Annotated in this window: 21 protein-coding genes and 2 tRNA genes; 9 read left to right on the top strand and 14 right to left on the bottom strand. The window is 38.8% G+C overall.

Features of this window, described 5'->3' with window-relative positions; all coding sequences use genetic code 11:
* Positions 1-4: 4 nt before the first annotated feature.
* Complete coding sequence (locus tag PL_RS10530; protein WP_348621644.1) at positions 5-1,915, bottom strand: ABC-F family ATP-binding cassette domain-containing protein; 1,911 nt, start codon at positions 1,913-1,915, stop codon at positions 5-7.
* A gap of 145 nt (positions 1,916-2,060) precedes the next feature.
* Between PL_RS10530 and PL_RS10525 the strand changes: the two genes are divergently transcribed.
* Positions 2,061-3,089, top strand: a complete 1,029-nt coding sequence (locus PL_RS10525; RefSeq protein WP_041882931.1) for a quinone-dependent dihydroorotate dehydrogenase — start codon at positions 2,061-2,063, stop codon at positions 3,087-3,089.
* A gap of 71 nt (positions 3,090-3,160) precedes the next feature.
* Here the strand turns inward: PL_RS10525 and PL_RS10520 are convergent, their stop codons facing one another.
* The 3 genes from PL_RS10520 to PL_RS10510 form a co-directional block, all read right to left on the bottom strand.
* Positions 3,161-3,343, bottom strand: a complete 183-nt coding sequence (locus PL_RS10520; RefSeq protein WP_041882930.1) for a hypothetical protein — start codon at positions 3,341-3,343, stop codon at positions 3,161-3,163.
* 38 nt (positions 3,344-3,381) lie between these two features.
* Positions 3,382-3,452, bottom strand: a tRNA-Cys gene (locus tag PL_RS10515).
* 49 nt (positions 3,453-3,501) lie between these two features.
* Entirely contained in the window at positions 3,502-4,251 is a 750-nt protein-coding gene (locus PL_RS10510; RefSeq protein ID WP_041882928.1) for a TrmH family RNA methyltransferase, read from the bottom strand.
* Here PL_RS10510 and PL_RS10505 point away from each other — a divergent pair.
* Positions 4,242-6,614: a BamA/TamA family outer membrane protein gene (locus PL_RS10505; RefSeq protein ID WP_041882927.1), complete on the top strand. Its 2,373-nt coding sequence runs from the start codon at positions 4,242-4,244 to the stop codon at positions 6,612-6,614. The two genes, PL_RS10510 and PL_RS10505, sit on opposite strands and share 10 nt — an antisense overlap.
* Before the next feature lie 124 nt (positions 6,615-6,738).
* Here PL_RS10505 and PL_RS10500 read toward each other — a convergent pair whose 3' ends face one another.
* Genes PL_RS10500 through PL_RS10490 form a run of 3 tightly spaced genes read right to left on the bottom strand, consistent with a single transcriptional unit; the run spans position 6,739 to position 10,150 of the window.
* Positions 6,739-7,269: a hypothetical protein gene (locus PL_RS10500; RefSeq protein ID WP_041882926.1), complete on the bottom strand. Its 531-nt coding sequence runs from the start codon at positions 7,267-7,269 to the stop codon at positions 6,739-6,741.
* 40 nt (positions 7,270-7,309) lie between these two features.
* Complete coding sequence (locus PL_RS10495) at positions 7,310-9,628, bottom strand: patatin-like phospholipase family protein (RefSeq protein WP_235324550.1); 2,319 nt, start codon at positions 9,626-9,628, stop codon at positions 7,310-7,312.
* Between the two features lie 33 nt (positions 9,629-9,661).
* Entirely contained in the window at positions 9,662-10,150 is a 489-nt protein-coding gene (locus tag PL_RS10490; protein ID WP_041882925.1) for a TspO/MBR family protein, read from the bottom strand.
* A 91-nt stretch (positions 10,151-10,241) separates the two neighbouring features.
* Between PL_RS10490 and PL_RS10485 the strand changes: the two genes are divergently transcribed.
* A complete protein-coding gene (locus PL_RS10485) occupies positions 10,242-10,799 on the top strand; it encodes an acyl-CoA thioesterase (protein WP_041882924.1) in 558 nt (185 codons plus the stop codon).
* Between the two features lie 29 nt (positions 10,800-10,828).
* Here PL_RS10485 and PL_RS10480 read toward each other — a convergent pair whose 3' ends face one another.
* Positions 10,829-11,605 carry a DeoR/GlpR family DNA-binding transcription regulator gene (locus PL_RS10480; RefSeq protein WP_041882950.1) on the bottom strand — a complete coding sequence of 259 codons (777 nt, stop codon included), beginning with the start codon at positions 11,603-11,605 and terminating at the stop codon, positions 10,829-10,831.
* Between the two features lie 283 nt (positions 11,606-11,888).
* Between PL_RS10480 and PL_RS10475 the strand changes: the two genes are divergently transcribed.
* From PL_RS10475 to PL_RS10460, 4 genes are read left to right on the top strand one after another with little or no spacing between them, the layout of a single operon-like run.
* Positions 11,889-13,475: a glycerol-3-phosphate dehydrogenase/oxidase gene (locus PL_RS10475; protein ID WP_041882923.1), complete on the top strand. Its 1,587-nt coding sequence runs from the start codon at positions 11,889-11,891 to the stop codon at positions 13,473-13,475.
* 41 nt (positions 13,476-13,516) lie between these two features.
* On the top strand, positions 13,517-15,031 hold the full coding sequence (gene glpK / locus PL_RS10470; RefSeq protein ID WP_041882922.1) for a glycerol kinase GlpK: 1,515 nt from the start codon (positions 13,517-13,519) through the stop codon (positions 15,029-15,031).
* A gap of 24 nt (positions 15,032-15,055) precedes the next feature.
* Positions 15,056-15,784: an MIP/aquaporin family protein gene (locus tag PL_RS10465; protein ID WP_041882921.1), complete on the top strand. Its 729-nt coding sequence runs from the start codon at positions 15,056-15,058 to the stop codon at positions 15,782-15,784.
* Between the two features lie 42 nt (positions 15,785-15,826).
* Entirely contained in the window at positions 15,827-16,603 is a 777-nt protein-coding gene (locus tag PL_RS10460; RefSeq protein WP_041882919.1) for a hypothetical protein, read from the top strand.
* 673 nt (positions 16,604-17,276) lie between these two features.
* Here PL_RS10460 and PL_RS10455 read toward each other — a convergent pair.
* The 6 genes from PL_RS10455 to PL_RS10430 form a co-directional block, all read right to left on the bottom strand.
* On the bottom strand, positions 17,277-17,645 hold the full coding sequence (locus PL_RS10455) for a hypothetical protein (protein ID WP_152620328.1): 369 nt from the start codon (positions 17,643-17,645) through the stop codon (positions 17,277-17,279).
* Positions 17,646-17,762: 117 nt separating this feature from the next.
* Positions 17,763-17,834: transfer RNA gene (locus PL_RS10450), tRNA-Arg, on the bottom strand.
* Between the two features lie 502 nt (positions 17,835-18,336).
* Positions 18,337-18,912, bottom strand: a complete 576-nt coding sequence (locus PL_RS10445) for a hypothetical protein (RefSeq protein ID WP_041882916.1) — start codon at positions 18,910-18,912, stop codon at positions 18,337-18,339.
* A gap of 111 nt (positions 18,913-19,023) precedes the next feature.
* Complete coding sequence (locus PL_RS10440; RefSeq protein ID WP_348621623.1) at positions 19,024-21,858, bottom strand: lantibiotic dehydratase; 2,835 nt, start codon at positions 21,856-21,858, stop codon at positions 19,024-19,026.
* 50 nt (positions 21,859-21,908) lie between these two features.
* The gene (locus PL_RS10435; protein ID WP_160292116.1) at positions 21,909-22,898 is read right to left on the bottom strand and encodes a sensor histidine kinase; all 990 of its coding nucleotides are present in this window, start codon (positions 22,896-22,898) and stop codon (positions 21,909-21,911) included.
* A gap of 324 nt (positions 22,899-23,222) precedes the next feature.
* On the bottom strand, positions 23,223-23,948 hold the full coding sequence (locus tag PL_RS10430; protein ID WP_082035952.1) for a response regulator: 726 nt from the start codon (positions 23,946-23,948) through the stop codon (positions 23,223-23,225).
* A gap of 488 nt (positions 23,949-24,436) precedes the next feature.
* Between PL_RS10430 and PL_RS10425 the strand changes: the two genes are divergently transcribed.
* Both PL_RS10425 and mgtE read left to right on the top strand, forming a co-directional pair.
* Positions 24,437-25,021, top strand: coding sequence for a TetR/AcrR family transcriptional regulator (locus PL_RS10425; RefSeq protein WP_348621621.1), 585 nt, complete (start codon positions 24,437-24,439; stop codon positions 25,019-25,021).
* 93 nt (positions 25,022-25,114) lie between these two features.
* Positions 25,115-26,488, top strand: coding sequence for a magnesium transporter (gene mgtE / locus PL_RS10420; protein WP_041882907.1), 1,374 nt, complete (start codon positions 25,115-25,117; stop codon positions 26,486-26,488).
* Positions 26,489-26,568: the final 80 nt, after the last annotated feature.

Raw genomic sequence — 26,568 nt, 5'->3', positions numbered from 1 at the left:
TTTCTTATTCTAATTCCATGATTTCAGCTGCAAGATTTTCCCATTTGTTCTGGGCAGTTTCCAACAGTTGTTTTGCTGCAATATACTTTTTATTTGTTTCAGCAAGTTTAGCCTGGTCGCTATAGACAGATTCGTCAGCGAGTTCAACTTCAATTGCTTTTACATTTTTCTCTAATTCCTCAGTTTCCAGTTCCACTTTCTTTAACTGGTCATTCAGCTTTTTTAATTGCTGCTGACTGTTTACTGTTACCGGTTTCACTTCTACTTTAGGTTTTACTTCCTTTTCTGCTTTTACAGGGATGTTTTTTGCCGGAGGAATAATTCTTTTACTGTTCCATACCTCATACTCTGCGTAAGTACCAGGGTATTGTTTGATCTGTTCTTCTTCAATAAACCAGATTTTGTTGGCTACATTATCCAGGAAGTATCTATCGTGGGATACGGCAATGAATGTACCCTCAAACTGTTGCAATGCCTGAATCAGGATATTTACAGATTGTATGTCCAGGTGATTCGTAGGCTCATCCAGAATCAGGAAGTTGGAGTCAGTAGTTAGTGACTTAGCCAGTGCAACCCTTGATTTTTCCCCTCCTGAAAGGACTTTAATTCTCTTGAATACATCATCTCCGGTGAAAAGGAAACAACCCAGAATAGAACGGAGTTCCGTATCTGTATGTTTAGGAGCAAAAGCCTGTAACTCTTCAAGAATTGTGTTGCCCAGGTGTAAGGACTCCAGCTGATGCTGAGCAAAGAAAGTAGTCGTTACATTATGACCTGTCTCACAAGTTCCATCAAAAGCTTCCACACCGGCAACCATTCTTAATAAAGTAGATTTACCTTTACCGTTTGCTCCGATTAAAGCGATTTTATCTCCTTTTTCAATGACAGCTTCTGCATTTTCCAGAATGTCGATGTTTGGATATCTTTTGGTCGCGTTTTCAATCCGGATTACGTGACGGCCCGAAGGTTTAGTAAATTTAAAGCTGAAGTTTACTGTTGGATTATCATCATCCACATCCTCTACACGCTCCATTTTATCCAGCGCTTTCATACGTGACTGAGCCATTTTTGCTTTACTCGCTTTAGCTCTGAAACGTTCAATCAGCCTTTCTTCCTGTTTGATCTTAGCCTGCTGATTCTTGAATTCACCTTTCTGAATCTCTCCGCGAAGAGATTTCTCTTCCAGATAGAAGGTATAGTTACCAGCATAGGTTGTTAATTTTCCTTTGCGGGATTCAACAGTACGGTTCACGATCTTATCCAGGAAATATCTATCGTGAGATACAATTACAATTGCACCTTCAAATCCGGCAAGATAAGTCTCCAGCCATTTGATGGATGGTAAATCCATGTGATTGGTAGGCTCATCCAGTAACAGGATATCCGGAGTCTGTAACAGAATCTTGGCCAGCATTACACGCATTCTCCATCCTCCGGAGAAAGTATTCAGCGGACGGTGCTGATCTTCAGTACTGAAACCTAAACCTGCAAGGATTTCATTTGCTTTATATTCAATGTTATATCCGTCCAGTGCTTCAAACTCCTGTTGCTTATCGCTCAGTTTGTTTAATACCTCTTCAGAATAATCTGTTTCTATCTTTCTTAAGAGTTCTTCAATCTCATCATGAATCTGGTTCTGGCGCTCAAAAGCTTCCATTGCAACATGTAAGATGGTATGGTGAGATTCGTACGAAAGCAAATCCTGGTTCAAATAGCCTATTTTTAAATCTTTAGACATTGAAACTGACCCGGATGAGGGTGCGTATTCTCCTACTATTATTTTTAAAAGTGTAGATTTTCCCGTTCCATTGGCGCCAATAAGGCCAATTCTCTCTCCCGGTTTGATGTGCCAGTTCGCCTCGTCGTATAAAGCCCGGGAACCTATAAGGAATGTTAAGTCGTTTATCGAAATCATGTTGGTGCAAAAATACGATTTTTAGGCGCATATTGTTTGAACACAGTGCATATAGCTGAGAATTTCTACGTTTTTATTACAAGTTCATGCTAAAAGATAGATACAGCAATTGTAATCCTATAAAATCGTTCCTATCTTCGCCTTTATGTATCGTTTAATCAAGCCTTTATTTTTCAAATTTGATCCAGAGAAAGTTCATTATTTCGTAGTCCAGCGACTAAAATGGTTTCATGAACATTTCCCACTGGGTAAGACCATTATCCGAAGCAGTTTTGATATTCATATCAAGGGGCTCGAGCGCGAAGTTTTTGGTATCAGATTCAGAAATCCCGTTGGTCTTGCTGCGGGTTTCGATAAAAACGGAGAATATATAGAAGCCCTGAGTGATCTTGGTTTTGGTTTTATTGAAGTAGGGACAGTTACTCCGCTGCCGCAGCCAGGTAATGATCAGCCAAGAATGTTCAGGCTTGCTGAGGATGAAGCCATTATCAACAGGATGGGATTCAATAATAAAGGAGTTGATACGCTGGCAGAACGTCTGAGAGTACTGAAACTGAAAGATAAAACTATAGTTATCGGAGGGAATATCGGGAAAAATAAGAATACACCAAATGAAGATGCAGTGTTGGATTATGTGAAATGTTTCGATCGTCTGTTTGATGTGGTAGACTATTTTGTAGTTAACGTAAGTTCTCCGAATACACCGGGACTGCGGGCGCTGCAGGAAAAAGAACCCCTGACCTTATTACTGAAAACTTTACAGCAACGCAATCATAAAAATGGAATATCCAGACCAATCTTATTAAAGATTGCACCTGATCTGACCAATGAACAACTGGATGATATTGTGGATATAGTGATGGAGGCTGGTATTGCCGGTGTAATTGCGACCAATACAACAATTGACAGAACCGGTTTGATTACCCCGGCCGGAATTGCGAACGAAGCGGGCGGATTGAGTGGTAAACCTCTGACTGTCCGTTCAACCGAAGTGATCAGATATTTATCACAGAAATCAAATAAGGCGTTCCCTATAATAGGTGTGGGAGGGATTCATTCTCCACAGGATGCAAAAGATAAGCTGGAGGCGGGAGCTTCTTTAGTACAGTTGTATACCGGTTTTATTTATGAAGGACCAGGTATAGTAAAGAGAATCTGTAAAGCATTGGTTTAACCGGAACCAATGCACATAAAAAAACCTTTCTGAATTTCAGAAAGGTTTTTTTATGTTTTTAACTTTAGAACTTATGCTCTTAAAGCTGCAGAAAGTTGATCTAATAAAAGATTGTTTTTAGCTAACTGATCTTTTTTAGATTGTTGTGAACGACTACCTAATTCAATGTTTGTAGCTAGTTTCAAAGTTTTAACCTCTAAGCGTGAAGTTGTTTTATTCTTTCTGTCTTTTCTTTTTAGTCTTGTAACTGCCATGGTCTTAACCTTTAGTTTTTTTATTTATTATAAATCTGAGGTCGAGAGCGGATTCGAACCGCTGTACAAGGTTTTGCAGACCTCTGCCTAGCCACTCGGCCACTCGACCTGTTTTGAATTCAGGTTGCAAAAATAGCAATTAATACTTAACCTGCAATTTATTTCTGAAAATTTCTGCTAATATCTGCACAAAAGATTGCTGCCGATACCGCAACGTTCAATGACTCAGCCTCTCCGACTCTTGGAATAGTTACAGGATTATTGATCAGATTAATTACTTCAGGACTCACTCCCTGGCCTTCATTACCTAAAACAACCAGTCCTTCGGTACCCCATTTGGTCTGATAAAGACTATTCCCGTTTAACATAGCCCCAAAAATGGGTAATTTAATGTCTTTTAGCCATACAGGCAGGTCCTGATAACTTACGTTCACTCTGCAAAGAGAACCCATCGTTGCCTGCACGGTTTTTGGATTATAAACTTCGACCGTATGCAGTGAGCAAATGACATTTTTAAAACCGAACCAGTCAGCTGTCCGGATAATTGTACCCAGATTTCCGGGGTCCTGTACACCATCAAGGACAAGAGAAAAGTTATTTTTCAGGGTGCTTTTATCAAAGACAGCCGTTTCAGGGATGTTTACCAGAGCCAGAATACCCTGAGGGGCCTGTAAAGTACTAATCTTCTCTAATTCGGCGTTGTTTACTTCAAATAACTTTATATTTGAGGGTAATTTAGGTAGTAAAGATTGGTATTGGGCCAGAAAATAGATACTATGAATCTGGTAAGCTGAAGGAATAAATTCTACAATTGATTTTATTCCTTCAATAATAAATAGCCCATGCTCTTTGCGGTACTTTTTTTGATGTAACGATTTAATAAAACTTATCTGAGACTTTGAAAGCATATTCTATTGATAAAAGGAAATTTCAATTTCCCGCAATATTACTATTTATTATTCTTTTTGCTGCTGCCTGTTCCTCTACAAAATTTATTGAGAGTAATCAATCTATTGTAAAAGTAGTTGAAATAGATAGTATTCCTTCCAAATATAAGGAAGAAGCATTCAATTATATTCAGAAAGATATCCGTCCTGCCTCCCGCCTGGGGATTAATGTAGGCTTATATAATATATTCTATACCTTATTCAAGACGAAATCCGTTGGTAAAAAAGCACCTGTGCTGGATAGTACACTGGTAGAGATTTCCAGAGGACAGGTTGAAAAATACCTGATGAGCAAAGGGTACTTTATGGCTAAGGTAAGAACGGAGATCAAGGTGAAAAATCAGCGTGCACAGGTAGATTTTATAGCAACCACAGGACCTTCTTTTTCTATCAATAAGTTAAGTTATACGATTCCTGATCCTGCTGTGAAAAAGCTTTATATGGAAGAAAAATCCTTTAGCAGTCACTTGCATGAAGGTGTCAGATATGATGATGACTCTCTTTCTCTGGAGAGGGAACAGATATATCAGATGATGAAACAACATGGGTATTATGACTTTGCCAGACCTTATGTACGATTTGAGGTGGATTCATCACTCAATAAAAGTCAGGCCAATGTAGGTCTTATTATTGATACTCCTGAAACCGGAAAGCACGTCCAGTATATGATTGGAGAAAGTAATGTAATCGTAGCTCCTTCGACTGAGGGTTTTACTGATTCTATAACACTGAACCCGAGGATATACAGAGGATTACGTTTTACGGATATGTCAAAACGATTCAGAAGAAATCCTGTAGTCCGTTATGATTTTTTAAAACAGGGAGAGGTCTATGACATAACCAAAGAAAGTTTAACTTATGACCGGTTATATGAGCTGAATGTTTTTAAAAATGTTAAAATTGAGTATGTTAAACCTAAAGACAGTGCAAATATTTTAAACCCGCTGATCCAGCTGATCCCTCAGAAACGTATGAGTAATCGTGTAGAAGGTGAGGTCCCTTTCAATGCTGGTACTGTAGGTTTTACGGTGAGTAATACTTTTGTGAATAACAATATTTTCAGAGGAGCAGAACGTTTCGAGTTTCAGATTAAAGGGGGCTTGCAATCCCGTATTGGTCAGGGAGGTAAATTGTTCAATGATATTTACCAGCGGGATTTTTCGGTCAGCGCTAATCTGGCAGTGCCCCGGTTAATGGTTCCGTTTAATATTCCGATGATGGGTAAAAATGGGATGCCTTTTACTACTTTCTCTACCAGTTATATTTATTCGCTGCAAAAAGATTTTTTTGTACGCAGGGTTTTACTTAACTCTATTACTTATGACTGGGTGGAGACTAAATCGAAACTACATTCATTCACCCCTTTGAACTTTGAGTATAGATTTGGAGGTTTACTTATTGATCTTAATACACCCGAAGGACTGGATATTTACACCAAGAATTTTTATAATATTCAGTTACTCACCAGGAAAGATCTTACCGTAGGTATGAAGTATGCTTATACACTGAATGCAAATAAGCTGCTGCTAAACAAAAGCTTTGTTTATTTCAGGGGTAATATAGACATCGCCGGAAATATGCTGTATGGAGTATCCCGGATTATCGATGGTAAACATAATCCGTCAAACAATGATTTTGCCAATATTTTAGGATTGCCTTTTAATCAGTATGTTCGTCCTGAAGTGGATATACGCTGGTATAAAAACCTGGGGGTAGATAAGCAGTTTATAGCCCGGATTAACGGGGGAATAGGATATGCCTATGGTAATTCTGTGAGTATTCCATTTGAGAAATTGTTTTTTGCAGGTGGAGCAAGCGGAGTCAGGGCATGGCAGGCCAGAACTTTAGGGCCTGGAAATTATAATCGTGGAAATAGTCTGCCTACCGAAGAGTTAAGAAAGATAACTTATGGTATTGATCAGCTGGGGCAGATGCATATTGAAGCAAACCTGGAGTATCGTTATAAACTGATTAATAACTTTTTTGGTGCGAAACTTAAAGGTGCGGTATTCCTGGATGCTGGTAATGTCTGGAATATTGCGCCGGGTAATCCTAATCCGGAAACTTATTTTAAGTTTAAAAACCTGGGAAACCAGATTGGTATAGGAACTGGGATGGGATTCAGATATGATCTGCAGTATTTTGTATTCAGATTCGATATAGGTCTTAAACTGAGAGATCCGCAGTTTGAGCCTGAAGACCAGTGGGTTATAGCTAAATTTTTCAGCGGGCGAAGAGAGTTTCAAAAAGCTTATAATACAGCGAACAGTCCGGATACTTACCGCTTTTTCCAATATAACTTTGGTATAGGTTTACCATTCTAGGTATGACCAGGCATACCTGTATCAGTAGAAAAAAACTGCTGACAGAAGAGAAGGGCAGCTCAATTTTGAGCTGCCCTTCTCTTCTTAGGTTAAGCCTGCCGGCTTCAGAATAAATTATATCTGTTTAAAAAGCCTTTTTTAGTGTATCAAATATGGTCTCAAAGAAAGTAGACAGATTAAGGCCGTTGCTATGATTGAAGTAAATGAAAATCAGTAAAATAATCACTGCATAAATAATCAGTTTTCTGAAAGCAAAGGCAATGAAAACCAATAATAAAGGAAAAAGGATCATCCACATACTATTGATGGTAAAGGGATTCAGACTTCCTTCTTTCTTATAAACATAAAGCAGTTTGCTGTGTGTGCCTTTATCATTCTGATGTTTTACATAAACGAATGCTGATTTATCAATTTGTAAAGGTAAAATAGCAACACCGTCATTGAATTTCAGTGTTTGAGTAAAACCACTTATGGTAAAGGTGTAAAGTCCGTTGATTTTTTCCAGAGGCTGATCAAGAGAGTCTGCGGCAATAATCGCAAGCTTACTGTTTTTTAAAAGACTTTCTTTAACTATGAAATTATTGATGTCAGATTTTTGAGCGTAACCCGCAGTAGAGATTAACAGGAATAGTAAGCAGTAGTATATAGTTCTCATTTATTTTTTTGTTTTATTCACGAGCAGGTGCCTGAAGCATTTACTCAATAGAACGTTTGTTATATATCAGATACCCCAAATGTAGTAAAACGCCGTTTCTTTTTATCGGGTCATCATATAAATTATAACTCAGACTGACAGGGCCGACTGGTGTATGGTAAACCAGGCCTGCTGTTCCGGCATAATGTATATGATTAAATGTAGGGGAATTATCGATATTCTGAAAGCCGTTCTGCGCAAATTCCTGATAAGGCATAAAAAGGAATGCTTCCACTCTCAGGTCCAGGTTTTTTCTTAGCTGATAGACGTTTTTCAGTCCGCCAGCCAGATAGGTACTTGCCCTGAATTTTTCCAGGAAGAGAGATCTGCTATCCTGAAGAGGGTAAAAAGCAGGTGCAACAAGCAGTGTGGAATAGTAGTTGGAAAAAAGAGGCAGGTTGGAAATTACCCCCTCAACCTGATAGCCCAGTGTATATTTGCCTTTGTGAAAGAAATAATTTTCATCACTCAGTTTGATGTTAAACCATTCCCTGTGTTTTCTGTTTTCTTCTATATCAGCTGAAACACCGCTGTTTCTCGAAATGTTTCCCGGCGTATAAATCTCTCTGCCGTTAAAATAATTTAGGCTGAGCAGGAAATTTCTGCCGCGTGTAGCATACTGTTTCCTGTTAAAGGTATTCTGTTCAAAGGTTATCGCGGTTCTGGAGCCATTGAATACAGTTTTATCCAGTATATCACCTATATTAAACGTATTGGTTGGGCTGTAATGATCATTGTTGCTGATAAATGAAGTGCTTAATGTAATCCTGGTATTACGGTTAAGTGGAATTCCAGCTTTCAGTTCAATTTTCCGGTCCGACTGCTCAATATAGGTGGGGTGCGGGTTTTCGATAAAAATCTGGCTGGTATTGTAATAATTAAAGTGGTTATAAGTCATTTCTCCGCTTAAAAAGAAAGGTAGTTTTGAAGGATAGTCAATACGGCCGTTGAGCTGTATAGATTCGTAAAAACGTCCGGAGTAGAAATTGGTGCCGAAAGTATAGGATTTTCGGTTCAGATAATTGTACTGAAGACCCAAAAATACATTGCTGATGGGTCTGCTGGAAATATTACCTCCAAAATCAAGTTTAAAGCTTCTTTTGGGTTTAGCTAAAATTCCAAAAGTGTAACTGTCAGAAGCAGGATTATAGCTTATCCTGGGATAGATGGTTTCGAATGTCTCATCTGCTACCAGTTTATAATAACCCTGTTTGATGTCGGCAAGATCAAAGGTTGGTTTATCACTTTTAAACAAGCGTTCGATATAACGTTTCTGCTGGCTGTTAACACCAGTCACTTTAACCTCGCTAAATACCAGTTGTGGTTTTTTATTGTTAAAACTGTTTCTTTTGAGTGCGATCTCTTCAGCACTAACTCTCCGCTGTACCGACTTTAATATCCCGGGCATATCGGCTATTGTTGCATCATAACCCTTTTTGATCAGTTCAGCAACCGGACTGAAGTTACTGGAGCTGAAGTCCTGCAGGTCAGGCTGGATATAAACACCATTTTTTCCTATCAGCGTAGAATCTGATTTAGACAGGAACATAAACAGCATGAGCCGGTTTATCAATCGTTCATCAGTATTTTTTGGATATTCTTTGAAATTTTTGGAAGATACATTTGCGCCGATGATGTAATCAGGCTTAAATTCTTTCTGCATGATGTCGGCGGGAAAATTATTGTATAATCCGCCATCAAATACGTATTTGTCATCCAGTTTAATGGGTCTGTAAATCAGAGGAACTGTCATTGTTGCCCTGACTGCTTCGGCCAGACTGCCGTTTTTTACCGTAATACTCGTTTGTGAAAACACATCAGATACCATACAGCGATAGGGTACAAAGAGATTATCAAAGTTGTCTTTTGATATGGCTGATGCCTGTGATAATAACTCGATTAATGCAAAATTCAGCGGAATGTCATTGACCAGGTTAGATCTGAAATTTACCCTTAATGCAGTATCTACAGAAAGTTTAGCAGTAATCAGTGAAGCATTGATGCTGCTTTTCTGGAAAAAGAAACTGTAGTCACTTTTGAAGCGGCCGCTTACCCAGTCCTGGAATTCATTGGTTAAGGCTATTTTTTCAATCTGTGCCGGAGAATATCCTGCGGCATATAATGCACCTACAATTCCACCCATTGAAGTTCCGGTGATATAGTCTATCGGAATGTGGTTTTCTTCCAGTGCTTTTAATGTGCCGATATGAGCAAGTCCTTTAGCTCCGCCACCACTGAGAACTAACCCGACCTTTTGCGCATTTACCTGAAAAGCGCAAAAACAGAGTAAACCAATAAGTAATTTCTTGAATAGGATCACCTTCCTAAATTACAGGTTTTCTTTTAGAAGCTTTTAGTTTAATACATAAATCTGATAAGTCAGCAGCGTTGCGAAACTTACCCACAGAAAATAAGGGATAAATAATAAGCCTGCAGTTTTGTCAATTTTGTAAAAAACTATGCCATTGACCAGTATGGCTGCCAGCAGTGCGATAATCTCTATCAGAGAAGCGCCGATCAGGTGATGATAGAAGAACAGATAAGACCAGCATAAATTCAGAATGAGCTGAATAAAGTAAATCGCAACAGTTCTTGGGAAATGTGCAATTTCTGCTTTTTTTGACCAGACCAGATAAGCGGAAATTCCGATAATGATGAATAATAAAGACCATACGGGCCCGAATAACCAGTTTGGCGGATTAAAAGAAGGCTTTTCCAGGTAAGGATACCATGTTTTGATGGTTTTCTGTGTAATTAAACCACCAATCAGACCAAAGCAAAGGGGAATTAAAATATTGATGAAGAATGCGGCAAAATTAAAGGGCTTTCTGGTAGTGATCATGTATCTTTTTTATTTCTTTCTGATCAATAATCATGCCCGCCAAATTTGTCTGTTTTGCAAAAAAGCCTAAATTGCAGGCAAAAAAAATAGCATGTCAGAATATAAACCAGTTGCAAATTCTCAGGTTACCTTAACAGAACTGATGATCCCGTCTTATTCAAATTTTGGTGGTAAAATACATGGAGGTATTATTCTTGGACTGATGGATAAAGTTGCTTATGTATGCGCAGCAAAACATGCAGACGGATATTGTATAACTGCATCTATTGACGTAGTCGATTTTCTTGCGCCTGTTGAAGTAGGAGAAATTGTGTCGCTGATGGCTTCTGTGAATTATGTGGGAAAAACATCTATGATTATAGGGATCAGGGTGATTTCAGAAAATCTTAAAACACATGTCATTAAGCATACCAATACCAGTTATTTTACCATGGTGGCTATTGGTGAAGATAATAAACCAAAAGAAGTTCCTGCGCTGATTTTAAAAAGCCGTGAAGATATCAGGCGTTTCTTTCAGGCGATGAACAGAAAGGAACTTAAAAATACCTATAAAAAGGATGAAGCTATGCTCAAACAGACTGCCTATGAACATCGTAGTTTTATGGATGCGTTGAGCAGAGAACGCTGTAAGGTTGAGCTGGATAGTTAGTTCAGCAGTTGAATGGTAATCCCGGAATTTTAGCTTTTGTCTTTGACAATAGTTACACTGATGCCTTTGTTTTCCATTAATTTAACCAGTGCAGGGGATATGCCATCGTCTGTAATGACATGCTGAATCTGATCAAGGGAACAGATTTTTCCCAAACCCCTTTTTCCCATTTTGGAACTGTCTGCCAGTACAACGGTAATTTGTGCTGCATTAATCATTTTCTGATTCAGGCGGGCTTCCATGAGACTTGTGGTGGTTAAACCTGTTTCAATATCAATGCCATCTACACCTAAAAACAGCATACTGCAGGAAACATCTGCTAAAATCTGTTCAGCATAAGGCCCCATTACCGAAGAGGAGTTTTGTCTTAGCTGGCCGCCCAGCTGTAAAACTTCTACATGAAGATGATGCGATAATTCCAGGGCAACATTTAATGCCGAAGTAATTACGGTAAGATGTTTTTCCGGATGTATCGCTCTGGCGAGAGCCAGCATAGAAGTGCCCGAAGCAATGATAATAGAATCATTATGACCGATCATTTCTGCTGCGGCAGTAGCAATAAGCCGTTTTTTATCCGCATGCATCTGTTCTTTCTCAGCAACAGGTTTGTCATTGGTATAAGGATTTGTTTTGGAGCCGCCGCCATGCGTCCTGAAAAGTAATTTTTTGTCTTCCAGAAGCTTCAGGTCCTTTCGAATGGTAACATCAGAAACTTTCATTTGGGCACTGAGCTCCTGTACGTTAACAGATCCCGTGTCCTGTAATTTTTTTAAAATTAACTGGTGTCTTTCGGTTATACTCTTCATTCCGGTTTGGTTAAGCTGATGGCTGGTAGCCAAAAATAAACAAAAAGCGTATTTTTTTTTCAATAGTATCCTGAATTATTTTACTCTTGGTTTCGTTTTGTTTCGGTTTCAGGGTTTTGTTTTCTTCTTTTTGTTGACAAACATTCTTTGTATGGTGTTTTTGGAGGTTTGTGAAATAATCTAAGGTTCTTATTGATTTTAATTTGTTTTGAAATGTTTTATTTTATAGATTTGAGATACAAAGCGAAACAAATCGTTATAAAATATAAGGAGGTTGTCAGAGATGAATAAAAGCAGAAAAGAACTCATTGAAAATATTGCTGATCCGGAGAAGGTGTGGGATGTCATTGTTGTAGGTGGCGGAGCAACGGGTTTAGGTGCTGCACTTGATGCAGCCAGCCGCGGTTATCAGACCTTATTATTAGAGCAGGCTGATTTTGCCAAAGGGACCTCCAGCCGAAGTACCAAATTAGTTCATGGAGGTGTGCGTTATTTGGCACAGGGTGATATAGGACTGGTAAGAGAAGCTTTATATGAACGTGGTTTGCTTTTGAAAAATGCAGCCCACTTAGTGAAAAATGAATCATTTATTATTCCGAATTATGAATGGTGGGGTGGTGCTTTCTATACTATAGGTTTAACCCTTTACGATCTGCTGGCTGGAAAACTTGGTTTTGGCCGGGCCAGACATATCTCTAAAAAAGACGTGATCAGTAAGCTGGGTACTGTACAGCCGCAAAATTTATATGGCGGGGTAGTTTATCATGACGGACAGTTTGATGATGCCCGTCTGGCAGTAAACCTTGCACAGACCAGTCTGGAACAGGGAGCTACTGTTTTAAACTATATCCGGGTGACCAGTTTAATCAAGGATGCTTCAGCTAAAGTGGCTGGAGTTGTGGCTACAGATGTAGAATCTGGTATCAGCTATAACCTGAAAAGCAAAACAGTGATTAATGCAACGGGTGTATTTGTAGATGATCTTTTACAAATGGATAAGCCAGGTAAAAAACCATTGGTCAGATCAAGCCAGGGGGTGCATTTAGTAGTTGAGCGTACTTTTATGCCTGGCGAAGATGCGATTATGATTCCTAAGACTGATGATGGCAGGGTATTGTTTGTTGTGCCATGGCATGATAAACTGGTTGTGGGAACTACAGATACGCCACTTGACAAACACAGTCTGGAACCTGTAGCACTGGAAGAAGAAATTGAATTTATCCTGCGTACGGCAGCGAAATATCTGGTTAAAGCACCAACCCGTAAAGATGTGCTAAGTGTGTTTGCAGGTTTACGTCCTCTGGCAGCCCCGGAAGATGGTTCTTCAAAAACTAAAGAAATCTCAAGAAGTCATAAACTGATAGTTACTGCTTCTGGCCTGATTACTATCACTGGTGGTAAATGGACTACCTACCGAAGAATGGGAGAAGATACTATTGATAAAGCAATTGAGGTGGGGAAACTGGTTTCCCGTCCCACCAGAACAAAAGAGCTTTCTATCCATGGCAGTAAAGCTGATGTTGACCGTAATGATCATTTATATGTTTACGGAAGTGATGAAACAGCAGTATTGGCTTTAGGAGAAGAAAATCCTGCATGGAAAGAAAAGCTGCACGTACGTTTGCCATATATTAAGGCCGAAGTGATCTGGGGTGTCAGACATGAAATGGCCCGTACTGTAGAAGATATTTTAGCCAGAAGAGTAAGAGCTTTATTTTTAGATGCACGTGCAGCTATTGATATGGCGCCTGCAGTTGCAAAATTAGTTGCTACAGAACTTCATTATGATGAAGCCTGGGAAAATGAGCAGGTTGCAGCTTTCAGAAAACTGGCTCAATCTTATTTACTGGAACCTTATAACCCCGCATAATAGATATTTAGCGTCAATTAAACCAATATAAATCAATATTTATGGAAGATTACATTTTGGCTCTGGACCAGGGCACAACGAGCTCTCGTGCGATTATTTTTGATCATAAAGGACAAATTAAATCTACAGCACAAAAGGAGTTTACCCAGATTTTTCCACAATCAGGCTGGGTGGAACATGATCCGAATGAGATCTGGTCTACTCAGGCCAGCGTAGCAGCAGAAGCAACCGTGAAAATGGGAATTAACGGATCCAATATTAAAGCGATTGGTATTACCAATCAGCGTGAAACCACCATTGTCTGGGACCGGAAAACTGGTGAACCTGTTTATAATGCCATTGTCTGGCAGGACAGACGTACTGCTGAATTCTGTGATCAGCTGAAAAAAGAGGGGAAAACTGATCTGGTTCGTGCTAAAACAGGATTGGTAATTGACTCTTATTTTTCAGGGACTAAAATAAAATGGATTCTTGATAATGTAGAAGGGGCGCGGGAGAGAGCAGATAAAGGTGAACTGGCATTTGGAACCGTAGATAGCTGGCTGGTATGGAAATTTACCAGAGGTCATGTCCATGTTACTGATATCACTAATGCAAGCCGTACCATGCTTTTTAATATCCGTACACAGCAATGGGATGATGAATTGCTGGAATTGCTGAATATCCCTAAAAGCATGCTTCCGGAAGTAAAACAATCAAGTGAAATATACGGAGAGACTACCACTACAATTTTCGCCTCTAAAATTCCTATTGCAGGTATTGCCGGAGATCAGCATGCGGCACTGTTTGGTCAGATGTGTATCGAAAAGGCGATGGTTAAAAATACTTATGGTACAGGTTGTTTTATGCTGATGAATATAGGTGATGAGTTTATTGAATCAAAAAACAATCTGCTGACTACCGTTGCCTGGAAAATAAATGGTAAAATCCAGTATGCTTTTGAAGGAAGTATTTTTATTGGTGGTGCGGTTGTCCAGTGGCTTCGTGACGGTCTGGGAATTATTAAGAAATCCTCAGAAGTTGAAAAACTGGCTGCAAGTGTCAAAGATACCCAGGGTGTTTATTTTGTGCCGGCTTTTGCTGGTCTTGGTGCACCTTACTGGAAACCAGATGCCAGAGGTACGATTGTCGGTCTGAGCAGGGGAACCACTTCTGCACATATTGCTTTGGCAGCATTGGAATCTATTGCCTATCAGACAATGGATGTTTTAAAAGCGATGCAGGCTGATGCCGGGATGGAGATTAAAGAATTAAGAGTGGATGGTGGTGCTACAGCAAATGACCTGCTGATGCAGTTTCAGGCAGACTTGCTAAACTGTAAGGTTATTCGTCCGAATGTGGTCGAGACGACTGCTTTAGGAGCGGCTTATCTGGCGGGACTGGCAGTAGGTTTCTGGGACAGCGTAGAAGAAATCCAGCAATTATGGAAGTCTGAAAAGGAGTTTGTTCCTTCAGGGGATCAGGCAGTGATCAAAAAAGGAATCAGGGACTGGAAAAGAGCTATCCATGCTGCACAAAGCTGGAATGATGATATTCCTGAAACTGAGGTTAATTAATTATTCATCCTTAATTTTATCAGCATGACTCCATTCATAGCAGAGCTTATCGGTACAATGTTACTGATACTTTTAGGCGATGGCGTAGTAGCCAATGTCTTACTAAATGATACCAAAGGAAATAATAGTGGCTGGATGGTGATTACCACAGCCTGGGGACTGGCAGTTTTTGTAGGGGTAACCGTTGCCGGTCCTTACAGTGGTGCGCATCTGAACCCTGCAGTAACCATCGGCCTTGCCATAGCCGGAAAATTTGCCTGGGCAAATGTGCTCCCTTATATTGCAGCTCAGCTGATAGGAGCCGGTATGGGCGCATTTCTGGTTTGGGTGATGTACAGAGATCACTTTAACCGTGACAATGATCCCGGAGCGATGCTGGCTATTTTCTGTACAGGACCGGCCATCCGTAATTACTTATCCAATATAACCAGTGAAATTATAGGTGCCTTTGTTTTGGTATTTACAGTTTTCTATATCACCGGTGCCGAAATTACACCGACAAAAACTCCGGTAGGTCTGGGGTCTGTTGGTGCTGTTCCGGTTGCTTTCCTGGTTTGGGTAATAGGTCTTTCACTGGGCGGAACTACTGGTTATGCTATTAATCCTGCACGTGACCTGGCTCCGCGTATTATACATGCCTTAGTACCGATTAAAGGAAAAGGCGGCAGTGACTGGTCTTATTCATGGGTACCTGTTGTCGGTCCGGTTATAGGCGCAGCAATAGCGGCTTTTATTTATTTACATTTTCAGTAATTATCAGCTCAATAAAAAACAGAATCCTTTAAACAGATTTTTATGAAAACTAATTATAAAGGTAGCCTTATGGCTATACTAGGGCTATGCCTTTGCCTTTCTGCGATGGCTCAGGATATTACAGCCACTAAAACTGATACTGTAGCAGTGAAAAAATATAAACCTTTTAATGTTAATCTGCAGGTACGCAATTTATACCTGTGGCGCGGATTTAAGGTCTCCAACAGTCCTATTACTGATGTGGATATGCACTATACGACTAAAGACGGAAGTTTTTCTGCCGGTATATGGGGTGGGGCAGGTTTCAACGGGGAATACAAAGAATTTGATTATTATGTGAGTTACGTCAAAGCCGGATTTAATTTTTCTGTCTGGGATATTAATAACTTTACTGATTTCCCTAATGCTAAGCTCTTTGATTATAAAAGAGGGACGACATCTCATTTTATTGATGTAACTGCCGGATATCAGTTCGGAGACGCATTCCCGATCAGTATAAACTGGAGTACTATCGTACAGGGAAGAGATACACATGTTAAGAGTAATGGAGAACTGGCAAATAATTATTCCAATTATGTGGTGCTGGATTACCGGGTATGGAAAGAAGGAACTACCAATGTTCATCTTTTTGCCGGTGGAGGATTTGCATTTGGCAGGGACCAGAATTTTTATGGATCTAAACCAAATATTGTAAACGCAGGAATAACACTGAACAAAGAACTGGTCGTGTTTAATTATCACATGCCGGTTGCAGCAACAGCGATGTTTAGCCCCGAACATAATCACGGAGCAATTCAGTTAATCATCAATGCATTTTAGGACAACAACAGCTTTAAACGGATCAATTTTCTCTGTAAATACAAAAAACCAGCCGATCGGCTGGTTTTTTTGTAGTGTAGTTATATAGTACATTACTGTCGTGTGTGTTTCATAGGTAGATGATTCACAGTTCAATAATAAGATTATCATATGATTAATCATTTCATTATTACACCAACACCCGTTTTCCTTACGTGAATGGACTGGAAATCTGATATTTATTTTGATAAATCGATAATATAGTCTCAAAAGTGGTAACATGCGTTGTTTTTGTTACCATAAATATTTGCGTTTTTCAGTTCCGATTATATAGAACTATAACTTTAGTTTTCCAATATAGCTTCCAGTTGTGAAATGTGAAATTTTTAAGAGCAGGCAACCACTCTGGTATTCTTGCCGTAATAAAGAACTGAATGACAGATTAAGAACAAACAAGGTTTCCGTTATACACGCTTTAGCATTGATACGGGTTTGAAGCGGAGTTGATACGGGGTTGAAACGCCTTGACCCGTATCAACCCCGTATCAACTCCGCTTCAAACCCGTATCAACATTAACTGATGTATAACGTTATTATAGCGTTGTACAAGCAGGTTAGTAAGCTGTACACGAACAAAAAAAGAGGGTGCTACCGTTAACCGGGCACCCTCTCTGGCTTATGGAGTTAATTGATCCTATCTTGGAACAGTGACATTTATTTTTCCTTCTTTCTTGTTAAAAAAGGAATTGGAACGTTTGTCTAATTTCTGGCCTTTATATTTAACCGTGATTTCACAGTCACAGAACATGGTATAAGCAATTTCAATGTTGTCTCCGGGAAGTACATCTTCGGAAGTTTGATAGTCCTCAGTGCTTTTATCACGGATGCTTAAGATGTTTTTTCCGGTTCTGAGATTAAATACGTCAATAACATAGGGATTTCTGAACTCAAAAGAGTCGTTATTGTAAACTTCAACTTTTAATCTGTTAGAGTTCAGGTCTTCTTTTTTGCAACCAGCAAGAGAGAACAGCAGTATTGCTGAACTGATAATCAGGTTTCTCATATGGATATTTTTGTCTTTGTGTGTCACCATAAAGACGCAGGGGCAGGGGATACCCCTATTGTTAAGATGGGATTAAATAAAAAAAGCCTCTTAACAAGATGCTAAAAGGCTTTTTCGTGTTCCTGAAGGGATTCGAACCCCCATCGTTGGTACCGGAAACCAAAATTCTATCCATTGAACTACAGGAACATTTCGGCAAATATATCAATTAGATTGGTTTTTCCTGAACTCTCCTGAAAATTAGACGGCCAATTTTTTATAATTATTCACTGACTATATCAAAAACAACATTTGAAATGTCAGTTTCTACATTTTTCGATGATAATCTCTTAATGCTGTTTAAATATTAAATTGGATTATCTGAAAAAAGGGATACTTCTTATCAGGCGCCTTTTCTCTCTTCAGGGCTTTTCATCAGCTGACTGTATAAATCATCAGTGCTGTGGGTGCGTATAGGTAATTTCTTAACCGTTGTTTTTTTACCGCTGGCTTTTGCTTTGATGATCTTCAAAAGTTCTTTGCTGTATTCGTCTTTAAATCTGCTGATGTCAAATGCTGAAGTGTATTGCTTAAGGAGTGCCAGACCGACATCCGGTTCTTTTTTTAACAGTATCTGCCTGAGGGATTTTAAGTTCTTTTGCAGACCTTATTTCCAGGGTAAACCGTATTTTTGTGATTACCAGGGTATTATTTATGGCTGTTTACCTAAGTTTCCGGTTATAGATAGAATCTCAAAAGTATAGGTGAGTTGTGTTTTATTCTTTTCATAACATTGAAGTGCGTCCCACAGGCTTTTGAATCTGATAGGGTTGAGATTGTTTTTTACATCCCTGCAAAAAGCAATCACACCATGATCTTTCCACTCATTGTTACTGGTGGATAGTTCTATAAAAGGATGAGATTCTCCTTTGGATAATAAGGAGATTTTAAAACTGTCAAGAATATCTTTCAGTAAACGGAAGCTGGATTCACTGTCTCTGTATAAATCCGGATACAGGCCATCTTTATGGATGTTTTCAATGTTTTGCTCGAGTGTAATTACCTGCTTTAAGAAGGCAATTCTGATCTGATCTGCTGATTCGTCAGGAATTGATAATTCATTCTGCAGGGTCTTCACTGTTTGCAGTGAATGTGCCATAGATTTTCTTGAATCCTCCGTTTTTTTTTTGAGAAAAAGCTTATGTGCAGCCTGAAAGTTTTCGATTGCTTCCAGGCTCTTTACCAAAACTGAAGGAGTATTGTAATAATTTTTGGTCGAAGGTTTCATAGATTATCTATAGCTTAGAGCTTCATTTGAATTTTCATAATAGAGAAAATGCGCATGTTACCACTTAGGTAAAAATAGTAATTTTGTTGAATGCAAAATCTATTTTTTTAATTAAATTTTATCAGAACATATTGTTTTTGAATTCTTTAATCTGCCGATCTTCATTTTTATCCGCTTAGTCAGAAAATTATACATAATCATTTCATGCATACGCTGGTCATGATGAAAAAATCTGTTGGTATGCATATGAAAAAGATCTGCCAGCATACTGTTTTTCTCTGTTTCCCGGCAGGCATTTAAACTATTCAAAAAAGAGACTTCAGTATTTTCCGCTTTTTTTTGCTGTAACTTATTTAATGATATAGTAAGGCTGTCAAAATCAAAATCCTTATAACTCTGATTTATCTTTTTTACCCCTTCAGTCTGTACACGGAATTCGGCAGCAAAACTGGTATGCATTTGTTCTGCAAACTGCAATTGTTTCTCTAAGGTGTAGCCTGCACGGTATAATACGTTTTCGATTAATGTAATGGACAAGATATAGAGATCGTTAGTGTGAAATGGTTTGGCGAGAACAGCCAGTACAAAATCACTGTCAATTCCAAAACATGTTTCTACCAGGTTCATTCTTTCCAATCCATAACGTTCAGTTTCCTGTCTGTAGATTTTAAGCTGTAAATCGGCCACGATACCTGAGCTGATATAGGGTGCAAGCAAATCAGAAAGACCGGCCGTCAGCTCATGCCCGTCTTTGATGTCCTTGAGCTGTAACCTCAGACGGATATGATCGGCAGGATCATTGTAGCGGATAAAGAACCATTTCTTTATTTTTTTACTGTGCGGAGTGATCAGATTCCTGCTGATATGCAGCAGTAGAGAATTGGATTTAGCAGTATGGCAGTATATTTCAAAATAGAGCCATTCTTCTCCGGGTAAAAACAGGTTGGAAAAGTACTTTTCATTATTCCATAAGCCTTTTAGCGGATAGGGCATATAGATCTGTTCTTTATGTTCCAGGTTTACAATGAATTCAGGAAGATAAGGTTCGTTATTTTCATCTGTAATCTGTGGTCGGGCAGGGATAAAGGTCTCTTCAATGTACAGCTGTTCCTTATTCCGGCAAAACAGCAGGAAATATTGCATGTCTTCTTCTGTTTCCGGGTTAAAGATCAGGGTCTGATCCCCGTCACCGCATTTAAAGGGTTTCAGCAGATTAATGTGTTTCAACCAGCCGTATAACCCGGCTAAAGCGGCAGCTCCTGTTTCCTGACAGATAGCTTCAGGCACCAGCCATTTTTCGGGAGAGAGGATCACATTTTTATACTGTACCCTGGGATAATGAATAAGCCCCGGGAAAATGGTTGATAAACTGAACGCCAGACCTGAATGCAAACCCTGGTGCTGTATATCTGACAGAAATCTGTAAACTGCCAGATCTGAACGGGCATAGTTATAGGCAGAAGCTAATTTGGGAATCAGCCTTTTACCATATTTTACAGAATGGAGCAGCAGTTCTTCACCTCTTACACTGACCATAATGTCATCAAGCGCCAGCATATGTTTACTTTCTGACCAGCTTAATATCGGTAATTCGTAATCATATATAGATTTTCTTCTGTTAATGTTATCGGCATGTTTTTCAATCTGATAACCGATATCAAAGAATAATACACCAGGATTAGCCTCCTGCTCAATCCGGACAAACCTGCGGCCAATTTCGGTAATTTCTTCACTCCCCAGTGAAAACCTGCCCAATAATGAATTGGCAGTACAGCCACCAGCACTCCCTATAACCAGATGTTCATCTATACATTGAAGAAATACACTGATTGTATTAGCAATTGGATGCTGCGGAATTATTCCCGGTTCTTTAAAATCATTAAGCTGTACAGTTTTATGCTGGAGCATTTGGTTGAGAATAAACTGATGCAGCGTAGTATAAGGCAGATTATAAGTTTGTTCCTGTTCCCGGTTTTTCTTTAGTTCACTGATTAGCTGATCCTCATCTTTGCTGATAGTCATTGACCTGTAGCCTATGCCAATTTCAGGGTCCATTGCAATCTGCAGCGGAACTTCTTTGTGCTCAAATTTTTTTACAAATCTGCGCCTGAAATCATCCAGTGCCGGACTTGAATGGACAAGAGTGTGTTTAGAGAGAAATTCAGTGAGCTCGGCCAGTATCTGTAGTCTTCTTTCAGATAGCTGTCCTTTTATTCTTTTTCTTTCAGAAATGATATAATCATTCTTTTTGTCAGCCTGTGAATAGCCAATACGGCCATAATAATCTGGCCCGATAATATTGGGCTGAAAATTCGTGATGAGCAACTGAAAGGTTACCAGCTGCTCGAGGAAATAATTGGTCATTGCCGGACTTAAACTGTATTCGTTGCGTAAAAAATGCTGTATTTCTTCCACTGTTCGTTTGGTGCGGCAATAATTTAAGGTAGATTGAGTAGTTTCTTCTGCTTCGATAGCAGATAGTTCGAAAGTGCCATTATCAGTATTGATATAGCGTAATTCTCCTCCTCCGATGTAGGCGGTGGTATTGGTCGTTAAGAAACCGGCATGGCGGATAAGCCATTTAGAATCAAAATTGAAATTTTCCTTTTCCTGCCAATTGATAAAACGGTGAACAATATGGCTCTTTGACAAAGTAACAGGTTCCGGATTGCTTTCTTTGCTGACAGGGATAACCGAGAAGGCTGCAAAATTTCCGTAAGGTGTTGCCCTGAATTTTGCCCGGTTAAAATACTTCCAGATTGTAAATCTGATTTTAGGTTCCAAAGACCGCAGGTCTTCGTATTCATAATCTTTGATCATTTCAAAAAATGAAGGAGAAGATTCCTGAATGTAGGCTTTGAGTTCGTCCCATACTATACCTAAATCCTGCTGATGAGAAAATACAGGTGTACGGGTAATACTGACTGGAGAGATCGTTAATTTCATATAATAATGTTTATGTATTTATGTAAATAAATAAACAATGAGATACGTATTTAAGACCGTGGTTTAATTAATTCTTTAAGTCTTAATACAAGCTCTGTTTTGAATAAATTATCTTCCATAGTGTAGCTGAATTTGTAGTTGTTTTTATAGAACTGCTCTAACCTGGTGCTGATATTAGCCAGTCCGGTTTTACTGCTTTCTACATTCATATCGTAATTTGGCAGATTACTGGTTCTGATAGTTAAATATTCATCTGTTGATTCAACAAAGATTTCTGCCGGATGTTCTTTTTCCAGCAGGTTGCCATGCTTAAAAATGTTCTCTACCAGTGTGAGCAGAATGATAGGAATAATGGTAACCTGATTGTTGGTTAAACGGGTAATGTAATTAATATTTAAAGTATGGTTGAATCTTAACTGGTTTAGTTTGATGATATTTTCTACCTGCTCCAGTTCTCTGGAAACCAGGATCGTCTGGCTGTTATTTTCTAATGCAAAACCCATGATACCGGATAATCTCATTATAGCTTCATTAGCCTCTTCCGGTTTTTTCTTTGCAGCGTATTTAATAAAACTCAACGTGTTAAATAGTAAATGAGGATTAATCTGTGCACGCAGAAAATCCTGTTCGGCCTGAAGCAGGTCATTCTTCAATTGTTCGTTTTCTATGGTCTGAATTAATTCTCTTCGTTTTTTGTCATTATAACTGAACAAGAGGTAATAAGCTGATCCATATAAGATGAAATATATGCCGCGCCAAAGTGTACTTGCAATGGGTCTCATTTTAAATAGAGCCTCAGATGCTTCGGCAATTGTTAATTCTGTCAGACTAAAACCGATTACCAGAGAAAGAATATAATAGACCGTTATTTCTAAAATAATGAAGAGCGGAATACGCCAGAAATCAGCTTTGGTATTTGTTGTGCCTCGTTTTAATAAGATTAAGGCCTGAAAATAAAAGGTAGAAATGTTGAGTATGTAAAATAGAAAATAAAACAAAAAAGGTCGAAGATCCTGAGTGACGAGCTGTAAAATGCTCATCTCATAAATAATAAATATGAACCAGCATATCAGGTGAATTCGAATCGCCTTTGAAGATTTTAACAGGTCTTTATATAATAATCTAAGCATGTAATATAATAAAGGTGCCCAGTTTTTTTTTTGAGAATAACATTGGCTATAACTAATCATAATAGCCATGAGTTTAACCAGAAAAAAACTAACATTGACAAAAAAAACATTGTTTTTGTACAAAAATCAAAAACAATCAGGTCGTCAGCCAACTGCCCCTGTTGATCCAACTGGAGGTTTTACCGTGTCGCCAAACTGGCCCGGACTTAAACCTTAAGCCTTATTGTTATTAACCTATGATTTTAAAGTGTGTTTCTTTAAAAAGTCAAGAAACACACTTTTGTATTTGTCTCCGATCTGATAACTTTCTCCGTGTGCCAGTCTTGCAATATTACCATCCACACGATCGAGATAGTTTAAAGAGATAATAATAGATTTGTTTATCCTGAAAAAGATATCCATCACTCTTAATTTATCTTCCATTGCTTTAAGACCTATGTAAGTTATTTCATGACCGGTAGTCGTATGAATCATGATATAATTCAGCATTGCCTCAATATAAACAATATCACTATATTTTATCTTAATATAACTGCTTTTTTGTCCGCCTTTAATAAATAAAAACTGCTGTTCGTCTCTTTGTAATTTAATGATATCCTGATATTTAAGTGTCAGGTCTTCTACCTTTTGGGTAAAAGACATATAGCTTACAGGTTTAAGCAGATAGCCGTCTGCCTTAGCCTGAAAGGCTTCGGGAGCAAAACTTCTGTGTGCGGTTACATAAACCAGGAAATGACAATAATTATTTAATATTTCGGCGGCTTCTATGCCATTGAGAACGGCCATACTGATATCAGAGAAAATGATATCTATATGTTCGGCTTCCTGAAGATAGGCTATTGCCTGTCTGGCATCCGAAAAACTTTCTACCAGATTCAAGTGAGGCACTTGTGCAATCAGTTCACATAACTCATCAATAGCATGAGGTTCGTCGTCAATTACAATGCAGCTCATTGTCATAGGCTATTCTTTTTTTTGTTTAAGATCTTATTTAAGCAGTATAAAGATACAAGCATTAATATAATGATAGCTTTTTTTGGTGAAAATATACCCTTTAATATAAAAAAGTACCGGGTTAATATAAAATTTTCCGCTTTTACGGTCTCCCGTTATACCTTGTTGATAAACCAGAGATCAGCTGAAAAAGTACTATTAAAGCAGAATATGGTGACCTGAACTTGATAAAAAACTGATTATTTAATAAGCGCTGATGAAACCTGCAAAGCTGAAAGCGCAGCAAGCTTCATAACCATTGAATAACAATATACAACTGATGAAAAACAGTATATGAAACTGCATGAGTCTGCCAAAAGCAACGCTCATGCAGGCTTCATTGCTAATAAAAAATCTACCAATGAAATCGTCATGTGCAGCAGAGCACATACTTAAATGAATATAACCGGTAGTACATGATAGCTTCATTACTGTTAAAAATCAATTATAGACCAATGAAAAATAAGGAAAATACGAAAAGGAAGTTATTGGACGCAGTAGGAGTGATTCTTAAAAAAGATGGCTTCAGCGGATTAGGTGTTAATAAAGTGGCTAAACTTTCGGGAGTATCAAAAATCCTGATTTACCGGTATTTTGGCGATTTTAATCAGATGGTAAGATGTTATGTCATAGAAAATAATTTCTGGACAAATAATCTGGCAGAACCTTCTGTTTCTGAAGGGAGTACACCTTCGATGCAGGAATTGATCAAAGACCTTTTAAATGAGCGGTTCACATCTTTTTATAATCATTGTGAAATGGAAGCGATGGTGCTGAACAATACCTCTGATTATAATCCGGTTATAAAAAAAAAATCAGGTAAAAGTCGTTTGCAAAACAGAAAAATGCAGGCTATAAAGGAACCGGGGTATAATAATTGTATCAGTTATTTTGACGTAGTTTCCACTTTGCTTGTTGCCGGCACCAACCATCTTGTTTTAGGGGGATACAGTGAAAAGAAAATAGAATTACTGAATTCTATAGAAAAGATCATAGAATGGACATTCGGAGACAATGTAAAGGATAAGGATTACAATTAATTGTAGTTTACTTAATGCGTTTTTAAAAATAAAACATCACTTTTGCAATCTTGATAAAGCAAAAGAAACATGTAAATAATAAAAGCGCTATTTATGGAAGAAAAGGTTGTTGAAGAAGTTGTTGAACTAATTGAGCGTGATGAGGATGGACAGTTAAAAGAGTATTTAGATGCGCTTAATATCTCTGACGTCGAACATCTGATAGACGAACTTCCGCAATACGCAGTTAAATTCATAGATACACTGTCGGTTAAAAGGGCAGTTAATGTTTTTAGAATTCTGGATTTTCCTACTCAGGAAAAAATTATAAAAAAACTTCCCGGTGAAAAACTTGCACAGCTGATTAATCTGCTGCCTCCTGATGACAGAACCTCTTTGTTTTCTGAACTTAAGGGGGATGCAGTCAAGAAACTGATTATTCTTTTACCAGCCAAAGACAGAGTAGAAGCTTTATCGCTGCTGGGTTATAAAGAAGACAGTGTTGGCCGTTTAATGACGCCAGACTATATCGCAGTTAAAACAGACTGGACTGTTAAAAGGGTATTGGAGCATATCAGGAAATACGGGAAAGATTCGGAAACGATTGATGTCGTTTATGTAATAGACGAAAACGGAATCTTACTTGATGATATCAGAATCCGGGAAATTCTCCTGGCCAATCCGGAAGTTCCGGTTGGAGAACTTACGGATAACAGATCTATTGCACTGAATGCGAACGATCCGCAGGAAGAAGCTATTAATGTTTTCAGGATGAACAACAGGGTTGCTTTGCCGGTAACCGATGATAATCATGTGTTATTAGGTATTGTAACTGTCGATGATATTTTGTGGATTGCGAATGAGGAATATACTGAGGATATGCACAAAATAGGGGGTACCCAGGCGCTGGATGAACCTTATTTGGATATGCCTATTTTCGGGCTGTTTAAAAGGCGTATCGGCTGGCTGGTTGTACTTTTCCTTGGAGAAATGTTAACTGCAACGGCAATGGCACATTTTGAAGCGGATATAGCTAAAGCGGTTGTGCTGGCTATGTTTGTTCCGTTAATTATCTCCAGTGGGGGTAACAGCGGTTCTCAGGCATCAACACTGATTATTCAGGCTATGGCATTGGGAGAGATAACTATTGGTGACTGGTGGCGTGTAATGCGCAGAGAGATCATCTCCGGACTGATGCTTGGTCTTGTTTTAGGCTCAATAGGCTTCCTGAGGATTTTTGTATGGACGTTATTCTCTAATTTATATGGACCGCACTGGGCACTAATAGGTGTTACGGTAGGGGTGGCTCTGGTTGGCGTGGTATTGTGGGGTTCCCTTGCAGGCTCGATGCTGCCTTTGTTACTTAAAAAACTGGGGGCTGACCCGGCTACTTCGTCTGCTCCTTTTGTGGCGACACTGGTTGACGTTACCGGACTGATCATTTACTTCTCTGTAGCGGTAATGTTCCTTACAGGGGTATTACTATAAGAGTAATAAACATAATTGGGCGGGTGCCCATTAAAAAAGGCATTACACTTATGGTGTAATGCCTTTTTTAATGGGGTAGT

Source organism: Pedobacter lusitanus (genome assembly GCF_040026395.1).
In the GTDB taxonomy this organism is placed as follows: Bacteria; Bacteroidota; Bacteroidia; order Sphingobacteriales; family Sphingobacteriaceae; genus Pedobacter; species Pedobacter lusitanus.
This window is presented reverse-complemented; position numbering and strand designations above follow the sequence as displayed.

Excerpts from the sequence above, each read along its gene's own strand:
- PL_RS10530 (WP_348621644.1), bottom strand. The coding sequence starts at position 1,915 with ATGATTTCGATAAACGACTTAACATTCCTTATAGGTTCCCGGGCTTTA.
- PL_RS10525 (WP_041882931.1), top strand. The coding sequence starts at position 2,061 with ATGTATCGTTTAATCAAGCCTTTATTTTTCAAATTTGATCCAGAGAAA.
- PL_RS10520 (WP_041882930.1), bottom strand. The coding sequence starts at position 3,343 with ATGGCAGTTACAAGACTAAAAAGAAAAGACAGAAAGAATAAAACAACT.
- PL_RS10510 (WP_041882928.1), bottom strand. The coding sequence starts at position 4,251 with ATGCTTTCAAAGTCTCAGATAAGTTTTATTAAATCGTTACATCAAAAA.
- PL_RS10500 (WP_041882926.1), bottom strand. The coding sequence starts at position 7,269 with ATGAGAACTATATACTACTGCTTACTATTCCTGTTAATCTCTACTGCG.
- PL_RS10490 (WP_041882925.1), bottom strand. The coding sequence starts at position 10,150 with ATGATCACTACCAGAAAGCCCTTTAATTTTGCCGCATTCTTCATCAAT.
- PL_RS10485 (WP_041882924.1), top strand. The coding sequence starts at position 10,242 with ATGTCAGAATATAAACCAGTTGCAAATTCTCAGGTTACCTTAACAGAA.
- PL_RS10480 (WP_041882950.1), bottom strand. The coding sequence starts at position 11,605 with ATGAAGAGTATAACCGAAAGACACCAGTTAATTTTAAAAAAATTACAG.
- PL_RS10475 (WP_041882923.1), top strand. The coding sequence starts at position 11,889 with ATGAATAAAAGCAGAAAAGAACTCATTGAAAATATTGCTGATCCGGAG.
- glpK (WP_041882922.1), top strand. The coding sequence starts at position 13,517 with ATGGAAGATTACATTTTGGCTCTGGACCAGGGCACAACGAGCTCTCGT.
- PL_RS10465 (WP_041882921.1), top strand. The coding sequence starts at position 15,056 with ATGACTCCATTCATAGCAGAGCTTATCGGTACAATGTTACTGATACTT.
- PL_RS10460 (WP_041882919.1), top strand. The coding sequence starts at position 15,827 with ATGAAAACTAATTATAAAGGTAGCCTTATGGCTATACTAGGGCTATGC.
- PL_RS10455 (WP_152620328.1), bottom strand. The coding sequence starts at position 17,645 with ATGAGAAACCTGATTATCAGTTCAGCAATACTGCTGTTCTCTCTTGCT.
- PL_RS10445 (WP_041882916.1), bottom strand. The coding sequence starts at position 18,912 with ATGAAACCTTCGACCAAAAATTATTACAATACTCCTTCAGTTTTGGTA.
- PL_RS10440 (WP_348621623.1), bottom strand. The coding sequence starts at position 21,858 with ATGAAATTAACGATCTCTCCAGTCAGTATTACCCGTACACCTGTATTT.
- PL_RS10435 (WP_160292116.1), bottom strand. The coding sequence starts at position 22,898 with ATGAGCATTTTACAGCTCGTCACTCAGGATCTTCGACCTTTTTTGTTT.
- PL_RS10430 (WP_082035952.1), bottom strand. The coding sequence starts at position 23,948 with ATGACAATGAGCTGCATTGTAATTGACGACGAACCTCATGCTATTGAT.
- PL_RS10425 (WP_348621621.1), top strand. The coding sequence starts at position 24,437 with ATGAAAAATAAGGAAAATACGAAAAGGAAGTTATTGGACGCAGTAGGA.
- mgtE (WP_041882907.1), top strand. The coding sequence starts at position 25,115 with ATGGAAGAAAAGGTTGTTGAAGAAGTTGTTGAACTAATTGAGCGTGAT.